This is a genomic window from Pseudomonas sp. QC2 (assembly GCF_002859085.1).
In the GTDB taxonomy this organism is placed as follows: Bacteria; Pseudomonadota; Gammaproteobacteria; order Pseudomonadales; family Pseudomonadaceae; genus Aquipseudomonas; species Aquipseudomonas petroselini.
Genome location: NZ_PKKS01000023.1, coordinates 520,042 through 530,618, shown reverse-complemented (window position 1 = coordinate 530,618; position 10,577 = coordinate 520,042). Strand labels below are relative to the sequence as shown.

The window sequence follows — 10,577 nt, the reverse complement described above, 5'->3', positions numbered from 1 at the left end:
CGATTACGAAGGTGGTAATCGGCACAGTGGCGCGCACAGACGCCACTGTGAAAAATGGGGGGGAGAGGAATACTAATGCGACATGGTAACCTCAACGCATTTGCAAAGCTCGGCAACGATAGCCTTTTGATACCTTATTTCTCTAAGGGATCAAAGCTAATTTGGTTACCAAGATGCCCCATTTCTGCCCCAGCCATTCTCAAGAAAACACCTAACCTACTGATGAATAAAGCAATTTCAGACCTATCCTCCCACACGCCAATGATGCAGCAGTACTGGCGCCTGAAAAACCAGCACCCTGATCAGTTGATGTTCTATCGCATGGGCGACTTCTACGAGATCTTCTATGAAGACGCGAAGAAGGCTGCCAAGTTGCTGGACATCACCCTGACCGCGCGTGGGCAGTCGGCGGGGCAGTCGATTCCGATGTGTGGGATTCCTTACCATTCGTTGGAAGGTTATCTGGTCAAGCTGGTCAAGCTGGGCGAGTCAGTGGTGATCTGTGAGCAGATCGGCGATCCGGCCACCAGCAAGGGGCCGGTTGAACGTCAGGTGGTGCGCATTATTACGCCGGGGACGGTGAGTGATGAGGCGCTGCTGGACGAACGTCGCGATAACCTGATCGCCGCGGTGCTGGGCGATGAGCGTTTGTTCGGGCTGTCAGTGCTGGATATCACCAGTGGCAACTTTACTGTGCTGGAGATCAAGGGCTGGGAGAACCTGCTGGCGGAGCTGGAGCGCATTAATCCGGTGGAGTTGTTGATTCCGGATGATTGGCCGAAGGATCTGCCGGCGGAAAAACGCCGTGGGACAAAGCGTCGCGCGCCGTGGGATTTCGAACGTGACTCGGCGTTGAAAAGTCTATGCCAGCAGTTCTCGGTGCAGGACCTTAAAGGCTTCGGTTGTGAAACGTTGACACTCGCTATCGGTGCCGCCGGTTGCCTGCTTGGCTACGCCAAGGAAACCCAGCGCACCGCCCTGCCGCATTTGCGCAGCCTGCGTCACGAGCGTCTCGACGATACCGTGGTGCTCGATGGCGCCAGCCGTCGCAACCTGGAGCTGGACACCAACCTGGCCGGCGGGCGCGATAACACCCTGCAATCGGTGGTTGACCGCTGTCAGACGGCCATGGGCAGTCGCTTGCTGACCCGCTGGTTGAACCGTCCACTGCGCGACCTGACTGTACTGCAAGCGCGACAGACCTCTATTACCTGCCTGCTCGACGGCTATCGCTTTGAAAAGCTGCAGCCACAGCTGAAGGAAATCGGCGATATCGAGCGCATCCTGGCGCGGATTGGCCTGCGTAACGCGCGCCCGCGTGACCTGGCACGCTTGCGCGACGCTCTTGGGGCCTTGCCACAACTGCAAGTGGCGATGACCGAGCTGGATACGCCACACCTGCAACAGCTTGCGGTTACCGCAGGTACCTACCCGGAACTCGCGGCACTGCTGGAAAAAGCCATCATCGACAACCCGCCGGCGATCATCCGCGACGGCGGCGTACTCAAGACCGGTTACGACAGCGAGCTGGACGAGCTGCAATCCCTGAGCGAAAACGCCGGGCAGTTCCTGATCGATCTGGAAGCCCGCGAAAAGGCCCGCACCGGCCTGGCCAACTTGAAAGTCGGCTACAACCGCGTGCATGGCTACTTTATTGAGTTGCCGAGCAAGCAGGCTGAATCGGCACCGATCGACTATCAACGTCGCCAGACCCTCAAGGGCGCCGAGCGCTTTATCACCCCGGAACTCAAAGCGTTCGAAGACAAGGCCCTGTCGGCCAAGAGCCGTGCCCTGGCGCGGGAAAAAATGCTTTACGAGGCGTTGCTTGAGGACTTGATCAGCCAACTGGCGCCGCTGCAGGACACTGCGGCAGCCCTGGCCGAACTGGACGTGCTGAGCAACCTGGCCGAGCGTGCACTGAACCTTGACTTGAACTGCCCGCGTTTTGTCAGCGAGCCGTGCATGCGCATCGTGCAAGGTCGCCACCCAGTGGTAGAGCAAGTGTTGACCACGCCGTTCGTCGCCAACGACCTGTCGCTGGACGACGATACCCGCATGCTGGTGATCACTGGTCCGAACATGGGCGGTAAATCCACCTACATGCGCCAGACCGCTTTGATCGTGCTGCTGGCGCATATCGGCAGCTTCGTGCCGGCGGCCAGCTGCGAGCTGTCACTGGTGGACCGGATTTTCACCCGGATCGGTTCCAGCGATGACCTCGCCGGTGGCCGTTCGACCTTTATGGTGGAAATGAGCGAAACCGCCAACATCCTGCACAACGCCACCGAGCGCAGCCTGGTGCTGATGGACGAAGTGGGCCGTGGCACCAGCACCTTTGACGGCCTGTCCCTGGCGTGGGCGGCGGCCGAGCGCCTGGCGCACTTGCGTGCCTATACGCTGTTCGCCACACACTACTTCGAGCTGACGGTGTTGCCGGAAAGTGAGCCACTGGTGGCCAACGTGCACCTGAATGCCACCGAGCACAACGAGCGCATCGTGTTCTTGCATCACGTGCTGCCGGGGCCTGCCAGCCAGAGTTACGGCCTGGCCGTGGCACAACTGGCCGGCGTGCCAAACGATGTGATTACCCGCGCCCGCGAACACCTCAGCCGCCTGGAAACCACGGCCTTGCCCCATGAAACCGTGGTCGCCAGCCCAACCAAAGCCACCAGCAAACCGGCCGCACCGCATCAGAGTGACATGTTCGCCAGCCTGCCCCATCCGGTGCTGGATGAGTTGGCAAAACTTGACCTGGACGGCTTGACGCCCCGTAAAGCGCTCGAAATGTTATATGCACTGCAGGTTCGGATATAACGCAGACGCTTGCAAGCTGGTAGACTCTCGCGCGGTTTGGGATGCTGTGGGCTTTTAGCCTGGCCTGCAGACTATCGCTCCCGAACCTCGCGAGCCCTGCCACAAAGGGTTTCGCTGCCGCCGCCTGAGGAGAAAATTAGAAATGACCTTCGTCGTTACCGACAACTGCATCAAGTGCAAGTACACCGACTGCGTCGAAGTGTGTCCGGTGGACTGCTTCTACGAAGGCCCGAACTTCCTGGTTATCCACCCGGACGAGTGCATTGACTGCGCCCTGTGTGAGCCTGAATGCCCGGCCGTCGCTATTTTCTCCGAGGACGAAGTCCCGGCAGAAATGCAGGAATTTATTCAGTTGAACGTCGAGCTGGCGGAAATCTGGCCGAATATCACTGAACGCAAAGACCCGATGCCGGATGCAGCGGAGTGGGATGGCAAAAAAGGTAAGATTGCAGACCTCGAACGCTGATAGCGTTGCCCCCCCTAAAAGGCCCCTTGCGGGCCTTTTTGCGTTTCTGGAGGGCGGGTTTCACTTTTCTACAGGCAAAAAAAAGGGGCGGTATGACCCGCCCACATTTTTCCCTAGTCCCTGTATTCCTTTTCATCATCCTGATGAATCGCATCCTGCGACATTCCTTCGAACCATCGTTCCTTGATGGCTGTGCCAATCCGTGGACACAGGGCTGATCTTAGAGAGTTCCAAAGTAAGTTCAACGGGATGCACGCCGCCGGCCGGCAACCTTTCGCGTCAAACAAAGAACAATTAATTGTTATATTTCAATTAGATAGAAAAGTCTCTCAGGATTTTGGGACGTACATGGCGGATGAAAAAACCAAACACTTACGGAAAAGTAAGCAAATGCTTACACCACCCACTGCGTAAAAGCGCCGTCGCGACTGCTTGACCACTCTCCACGCATGAAAAAGCCCCGACACAGTCGAGGCTTTTTCCCTTCATTAACCTCAGTCGTCGCTGACGGTAATGGTCGGCATCGCGGGCGTCGCCGCCTCTTGCAGGACGATCCGCGCGCCCACATGACGCGCCAACTCCTGATAGATCATGGCGATCTGGCTATCCGGCTCAGCCATGACGGTGGGCTTACCGCCGTCAGCCTGCTCGCGGATCGACATCGAAAGCGGCAGTGAAGCCAGCAGCTCCACGCCGTATTGGGTCGCCAGCTTCTCGCCGCCGCCTTCGCCGAACAGATGCTCGGCGTGGCCGCAGTTGGAGCAGATGTGTACCGCCATATTCTCCACGACGCCCAGCACCGGGATATTGACCTTGCGGAACATCTCCACGCCTTTCTTCGCGTCGAGTAGCGCCAGGTCCTGGGGCGTGGTGACAATCACCGAGCCGGCCACCGGCACCTTTTGCGCCAGGGTCAGCTGGATATCACCGGTGCCTGGCGGCATGTCGATCACCAAGTAGTCCAGGTCGCCCCAGGCAGTCTGGGTGACCAGTTGCAGCAAAGCGCCGGAAACCATCGGCCCGCGCCAGACCATTGGCGTGTTGTCATCGGTAAGAAAGGCCATGGACATCACTTCCACGCCCAGTGACTCGATGGGCACGAACCACTTCTGGTCCTTGACCTTCGGCCGCGTGCCTTCGGCGATGCCGAACATCACGCCTTGGCTCGGGCCATAGATATCCGCGTCGAGAATGCCCACGCGCGCGCCCTCACGGGCCAGGGCCAAGGCCAGGTTGGCCGCCGTGGTGGACTTACCCACACCGCCCTTGCCAGACGCCACCGCGACCACATTCTTGACGTTGGCCAAACCCGGGATCTGCGCCTGGGCCTTATGCGCAGCGATCACGCATTGGATGTCGACCTTGGCGGAACGCACGCCCTCGAGGCCCTCAATGGCCATTTGCAGCATCTGCGCCCAACCGCTCTTGAACAGACCTGCGGCATAGCCCAGCTCCATGTGGACCGACACCTGGTCGCCCTGGATTTCGATGGCACGTACACAGCCGGCGCTGACCGGGTCTTGGTTCAAATAGGGGTCGGTGTACTGGCGAAGGACGGCTTCCACCGCTGCGCGATTGACGGCGCTCATGGGCTACTCCCGAAAAAAGACTGACTGAAACAGGCGGCTATCCTAACCGTTCCAGCGGCTTAACGGCATGCTTTCGCAGGTTGGGAAGATTCGGAAACAGCGCCACGGGGTGAAATAAATTTCCCGGCGCTTTATAGTGGCCGACCTCCGTTTCATCAAGTAGCCGAGCCCCATGTCCGAGCCACGCAAGATCCTCGTCACCAGCGCCCTGCCCTATGCCAATGGTTCAATCCACCTTGGCCATATGCTTGAGTACATCCAGACCGATATGTGGGTGCGCTTCCAGAAGCATCGCGGCAACCAATGCATTTATGTCTGCGCGGACGACGCCCACGGATCGGCCATCATGCTGCGCGCCGAAAAGGAAGGCATCACCCCGGAACAACTGATCGCCAATGTGCAGGCTGAACACAGCGCCGACTTTGCCGAGTTCCTGGTCGACTTCGACAACTTCCACTCGACCCACTCCGACGAAAACCGCGAGCTGTCGAGCCAGATCTACCTGCGGTTGAAGGAAGCCGGGCACATTGCCACGCGCTCGATCACCCAGTATTTCGACCCGGAAAAGAAAATGTTCCTGGCCGACCGGTTCATCAAGGGCACCTGCCCGAAATGCGGCACCGAGGACCAGTACGGCGACAACTGCGAGAAATGCGGTGCCACCTACGCACCCACCGACCTGAAGAACCCTAAGTCGGCAATCTCCGGCGCCACCCCGGTGCTCAAGGACTCCCAGCACTTCTTCTTCAAGCTCCCGGATTTCCAGCAAATGCTGCAAACCTGGACGCGCAGCGGCACCCTGCAGGACGCCGTGGCCAACAAAATCGCCGAATGGCTGGATGCCGGCCTGCAACAGTGGGACATTTCCCGCGATGCACCGTACTTCGGCTTCGAGATCCCGGGCGAGCCGGGCAAGTATTTCTACGTGTGGCTGGACGCGCCGATCGGCTACATGGCCAGCTTCAAGAACCTGTGCGACCGCACGCCGGAACTGGATTTCGACGCATTCTGGGCCAAGGATTCCACCGCCGAGCTGTACCACTTCATCGGCAAGGACATCGTCAATTTCCACGCCCTGTTCTGGCCGGCGATGCTTGAAGGGTCGGGCTACCGCAAGCCCACCGGCATTGCCGTGCACGGCTACCTGACGGTCAACGGCCAGAAGATGTCCAAGTCCCGTGGCACCTTTATCAAGGCGCGCACCTACCTGGACCACCTGTCGCCGGAATACCTGCGCTACTACTACGCGTCCAAGCTGGGCCGTGGCGTCGACGACCTCGACCTGAACCTGGAAGACTTCGTACAGAAGGTCAACTCGGACCTGGTCGGCAAAGTCGTCAACATCGCCAGCCGTTGCGCCGGTTTTATCCACAAGGGCAACGCCGGTGTATTGGTGGCCGAGAATGCTGCGCCGGAACTGACCGACGCGTTCCTGGCCGCTGCGCCAAGCATCGCCGACGCCTATGAAGCCCGCGATTTTGCCCGCGCCATGCGCGAGATCATGGGCCTGGCCGACCGCGCCAACGCCTGGATCGCCGACAAGGCGCCGTGGTCGCTGAACAAGCAGGAAGGCAAACAGGCGGAAGTCCAGGCGATCTGCGCCACGGGCGTCAATCTGTTCCGCCAGTTGGTGATCTTCCTCAAACCGGTGCTGCCGTTGCTGGCCGCCGATGCCGAGGCGTTCCTCAACGTCGCGCCGCTGACCTGGAACGATCACGCCACTCTGCTCAGCAACCATCAGTTGAACGAGTTCAAGCCGCTGATGACCCGTATCGACCCGGTGAAAGTCCAGGCCATGACCGACGCTTCGAAAGAAGACCTGGTTGCCAGCCAGACCGACACCGGCGAATCGGCACCGGCCGGTAACGGCGAGCTGGCCAAGGACCCGATTTCTGCGGAAATAGAGTTCGACGCCTTTGCCGCCGTGGACCTGCGTGTCGCGCTGATCGTCAAGGCCGAAGCCGTGGAAGGTGCCGACAAATTGCTGCGCCTGACCCTGGACCTCGGCGGCGAGCAACGCAACGTGTTCTCCGGGATCAAGAGCGCTTATCCGGACCCGTCCAAGCTCGATGGTCGCTTGACCATGATGATCGCCAACCTCAAGCCACGGAAAATGAAGTTCGGTATCTCCGAAGGCATGGTGATGGCGGCCGGCCCTGGTGGCGAAGAGATCTACCTGCTGAGCCCTGACAGCGGTGCCAAGCCGGGTCAACGCATCAAGTAAGCCTATGGGCCTGTGGCGAGTAAATTAGGCCTATTGTAGGAGCCCGGCTTGCCGGCAATGGCGATCTCAAGGACGCTATCGCCGGCAAGTCGCGCTCCTACAAATCCATTACACGCCTGTTCGCTTAATCGGCATACCCGTGATCACAGCATGAACCTGATTCAACGTATCGACGCGCTGCTGCCGCAGACCCAATGCGGCAAATGCGGGCACCCGGGCTGCAAGCCTTACGCCGAGGGCATCGCACGAGGCGAGGCAATCAACAAGTGTCCGCCCGGCGGGCAGGAAACCATCGCCGGCCTTGCACTGTTGCTGCGCGTGCCGGTGCTGGACCTCGACACCCATCGCGGGGAAGCGCCAGCCCAGGTAGCGTATATCCGCGAGGCCGAGTGCATCGGCTGCACCAAGTGCATCCAGGCCTGCCCGGTGGACGCTATTGTCGGCGCCGCCAAGCTGATGCACACCGTCATCATTGATGAGTGCACCGGTTGTGACCTGTGCGTTGCGCCCTGCCCTGTCGATTGCATTGAGATGCACCCAGCGACCCGCGTGCTACCGATTGTGGGTGGCTTGGCGACCAATGATCGTGAGCATCATGAACGCGGCCTGAAACGTGACCGGGCGCGGCGGCGCTTTGAACAACGCAACGCGCGCCTGCAACGGGAAGAAGCCCACAAACTCGCCGAACGCCTGGCACGGGCCAAGCGCTCGGCGCCAACACAGCCCGTGCCGGCCGATGCGGCTCAGGCAGCCCAAGAGGCAGCGGTCAAGCAGGCTAAAATCACGCTCGCCATGAGCCGTGCCCAACTGCATAAATCCTTGAAGGCGTTCGGCCACCCGCCGACCTTTGAGCAGCAGTCGCAGTTGATCGTTCTGCAGCAGCAGTTCGAAGCAGCAGAGCAGGCACTTGCAGCATTGGAAGTCATCACCCCGACGACCCTGCCGCCGCCGAAAGACCCCGCACTCAAACGCGCAAAAATCCAATTGGCCATGCGGCGCGCCGAATTGAAAAAAGCCCAGGACCAGAACGCTGACGAACAGCAACTGGCACTCCTGAGCGCTGCGCTGTCCAGCGCGGAGCAAGCCTTGCACGATGCAGAGGCTGACAGTCAGCAGCCTCGGCCCGATTTGCAGCGCGTGGAAAAACGCCCCATCGACGCTCAACTGCGCCAGCTGAAAACCGCCCTGGCGTACGCCCGGGCGGAGGTGAGCAAATTACAACGCCAAGCGGGCGTAAATGCAGATCAACTGAAAGCCGCACAACACAGGCTTGAGGAAACGCAGCGCCAGGTGGACGCCTACGTCGACGCGTGACCCGCTACGAGCGCTGCCGGGCGCCGTAACGATCGTTTATCCTGTCCGAGATAATTGCTCACAGAACCCCAAGCCTGGACCCACTCTTCACATTGATGCCGAACGCCTGTAAGGAAACCACCGCCCCATGAACGCCGCAAAACGCTTGGAAATTTTCCGCAGGCTTCACGAAGACAATCCGGAACCCAAGACCGAACTGGCTTACACCTCGCCCTTCGAATTGCTGATTGCGGTGATCCTGTCGGCACAATCCACCGACGTGGGCGTCAACAAGGCCACAGCCAAGCTCTATCCCGTGGCGAACACGCCGGAGGCAATCTATGCCCTGGGTGTGGAGGGGTTGTCGGAATACATCAAAACCATCGGCTTGTACAACAGCAAGGCCAAGAACGTCATCGAAACCTGTCGCCTGCTGGTGGAACTGCACGGCAGTGAAGTGCCACAAACCCGCGAAGCCCTGGAAGCCCTGCCAGGCGTTGGCCGTAAAACTGCCAACGTGGTGCTCAACACCGCTTTCCGTCAACTGACGATGGCGGTGGACACCCACATTTTCCGGGTCAGTAACCGAACCGGCATTGCCCGTGGGAAAAACGTGGTGGAGGTGGAAAAGCAGTTGATGAAATTCGTGCCCAAGCCGTATTTGCTCGATTCCCACCACTGGCTGATCCTTCATGGACGCTATGTTTGCCAGGCCCGCAAGCCGCGTTGCGGCAGCTGTCGGATAGAAGACCTGTGCGAATACAAGGACAAGACATCCGACGATTGAGGGACCATTGGTTTTATTGATCGGTCGATTGAAAAAATCTTTTTTACCCGGTCATGGATTATCGTTATAAGGAGCGCCAACGGCAGTCTTAGCCCGGAGTGAACCTTATGAGCACTGGCAAAGAACAACTGGAAGTGGAAGACGACCTCGTTGAATCGGATGACGATGGGGCGGAGACGCCTGTGGCAGAGGTCGCCAAGACCAATTTGAGCAAACGCCGTACCATCGACAATCTTCTGGAAGAACGACGCTTGCAAAAACAACTGGCCGATTACGACTTCGATCTCTGATTGAGAGGTCGACGGCCGGAAGCCTCCCTGACGGAGGCTTTTTTCTGCCGGTTGCCCGGGCAACACGCGGTGGCGTCCCCTCCTCTATACCAAGCCGTTACGCTGTGCCAGTTCGATCAGGTCGACGAGAGAGCGGGCGTTGAGCTTGAGCAGCAAACGCGTCTTGTAGGTGCTGACGGTCTTGTTGCTGAGGAACATGCCGTCGGCAATCTCCTTGTTGGTCCTGCCCCTGGCCAATTGCTGCAATACCATCATTTCCCGGCCGGACAGACGCTCGACCATATCTGCCTCACTGGCATTGCCCATGGTGGAGCGTACCGAGTTGAGCGCCTGGTTCGGGAAGTAGCTGTAGCCCGACAAGACGGCCTTGATCGCACTCAGTAACTCGGTCAGGTCCTGTTGCTTGCACACATAGCCGGCAGCCCCCGCCTGCATGCAGCGCATGGAAAAATGACCAGGGGCCTGGGACGTCAGCACCAGCACCTTGAACGGTGCAGCCTGCTTGGTCGAAGACAGGCGGCAAATAACTTCCAGGCCATCAAGTTTGGGTATCCCAATATCCAGTATGACAATGTCCGGCATATGCTCCCGTGCAAGTTGCAACGCATCGACACCGTTATCGGTCTCGGCAACGACCTCATAACCATGACGTTCCATTAGCATACGCACAGCAAGACGAATGACGGGATGATCATCCACGATCAGCACTTTATTCATGAGAAAGTCCAATTTCGCTGTTCGAATTATTTAGAGCAAGCACAATAGCCTAGTCGTTTCCTAGTTGGCATAGCATTCCCCCCCAAGCAACAGCAAGCAGAGACCCACCCCACAGCGATAAAGGAATTACCCTACAAAAAAACGCCATCTCGGACTTATCAAGCTTTATGGATCCTTTCAGACCTTTCTGGGGACTTACATATTTTGAGTGAAATATCCATGGGATATCAGGGGTCGGGTAAACGTACCGCACGTAACTCTCAGGAAATGCCCTTTGCCTCTCGCCGTTGGCCGAGTGAACGAGCAGGAAAGATCCGGCTGTTTTAGTTCCATTTAACATATTCACTTACATCCTTAATTCCTACAGACTATTCAGCGCTTTATATATTCGCTGTAT

8 protein-coding genes are annotated in these 10,577 nt (G+C 58.6%); 6 read left to right on the top strand and 2 right to left on the bottom strand.

Features of this window, described 5'->3' with window-relative positions; translation table 11 throughout:
* Positions 1 to 234 precede the first annotated feature (234 nt).
* Together mutS and fdxA are read left to right on the top strand one after the other, a co-directional pair.
* Positions 235 to 2,814: a DNA mismatch repair protein MutS gene (mutS, locus tag QCBJ_RS23155; protein WP_177410684.1), complete on the top strand. Its 2,580-nt coding sequence runs from the start codon at positions 235 to 237 to the stop codon at positions 2,812 to 2,814.
* 142 nt (positions 2,815 to 2,956) lie between these two features.
* Positions 2,957 to 3,280, top strand: a complete 324-nt coding sequence (gene fdxA, locus QCBJ_RS23150; protein ID WP_003208688.1) for a ferredoxin FdxA — start codon at positions 2,957 to 2,959, stop codon at positions 3,278 to 3,280.
* Positions 3,281 to 3,774: 494 nt separating this feature from the next.
* Here the strand turns inward: fdxA and apbC are convergent, their stop codons facing one another.
* A complete protein-coding gene (gene apbC / locus QCBJ_RS23140) occupies positions 3,775 to 4,869 on the bottom strand; it encodes an iron-sulfur cluster carrier protein ApbC (RefSeq protein ID WP_012722496.1) in 1,095 nt (364 codons plus the stop codon).
* 172 nt (positions 4,870 to 5,041) lie between these two features.
* On the opposite strand from apbC, the gene metG reads away from it, so the two are divergent.
* The 4 genes from metG (at position 5,042) to QCBJ_RS23120 (ending at position 9,463) form a co-directional block, all read left to right on the top strand.
* Positions 5,042 to 7,093: a methionine--tRNA ligase gene (metG, locus tag QCBJ_RS23135; protein ID WP_012722495.1), complete on the top strand. Its 2,052-nt coding sequence runs from the start codon at positions 5,042 to 5,044 to the stop codon at positions 7,091 to 7,093.
* Positions 7,094 to 7,150: 57 nt separating this feature from the next.
* The gene (gene rsxB / locus QCBJ_RS23130; protein ID WP_255611015.1) at positions 7,151 to 8,407 is read left to right on the top strand and encodes an electron transport complex subunit RsxB; all 1,257 of its coding nucleotides are present in this window, start codon (positions 7,151 to 7,153) and stop codon (positions 8,405 to 8,407) included.
* 127 nt (positions 8,408 to 8,534) lie between these two features.
* Positions 8,535 to 9,173, top strand: coding sequence for an endonuclease III (gene nth, locus QCBJ_RS23125; RefSeq protein WP_102061671.1), 639 nt, complete (start codon positions 8,535 to 8,537; stop codon positions 9,171 to 9,173).
* A gap of 107 nt (positions 9,174 to 9,280) precedes the next feature.
* Positions 9,281 to 9,463, top strand: coding sequence for a PA3496 family putative envelope integrity protein (locus QCBJ_RS23120; protein WP_012722492.1), 183 nt, complete (start codon positions 9,281 to 9,283; stop codon positions 9,461 to 9,463).
* 84 nt (positions 9,464 to 9,547) lie between these two features.
* Here the strand turns inward: QCBJ_RS23120 and QCBJ_RS23115 are convergent, their stop codons facing one another.
* Entirely contained in the window at positions 9,548 to 10,180 is a 633-nt protein-coding gene (locus tag QCBJ_RS23115; RefSeq protein WP_012722491.1) for a response regulator transcription factor, read from the bottom strand.
* Positions 10,181 to 10,577 lie beyond the last annotated feature (397 nt).

Bases quoted from the DNA above. Each gene is read 5' to 3' on its own strand.
- fdxA (WP_003208688.1), top strand. From the start codon at position 2,957: ATGACCTTCGTCGTTACCGACAACTGCATCAAGTGCAAGTACACCGAC.
- apbC (WP_012722496.1), bottom strand. From the start codon at position 4,869: ATGAGCGCCGTCAATCGCGCAGCGGTGGAAGCCGTCCTTCGCCAGTAC.
- metG (WP_012722495.1), top strand. From the start codon at position 5,042: ATGTCCGAGCCACGCAAGATCCTCGTCACCAGCGCCCTGCCCTATGCC.
- rsxB (WP_255611015.1), top strand. From the start codon at position 7,151: ATGGCGATCTCAAGGACGCTATCGCCGGCAAGTCGCGCTCCTACAAAT.
- nth (WP_102061671.1), top strand. From the start codon at position 8,535: ATGAACGCCGCAAAACGCTTGGAAATTTTCCGCAGGCTTCACGAAGAC.
- QCBJ_RS23120 (WP_012722492.1), top strand. From the start codon at position 9,281: ATGAGCACTGGCAAAGAACAACTGGAAGTGGAAGACGACCTCGTTGAA.
- QCBJ_RS23115 (WP_012722491.1), bottom strand. From the start codon at position 10,180: ATGAATAAAGTGCTGATCGTGGATGATCATCCCGTCATTCGTCTTGCT.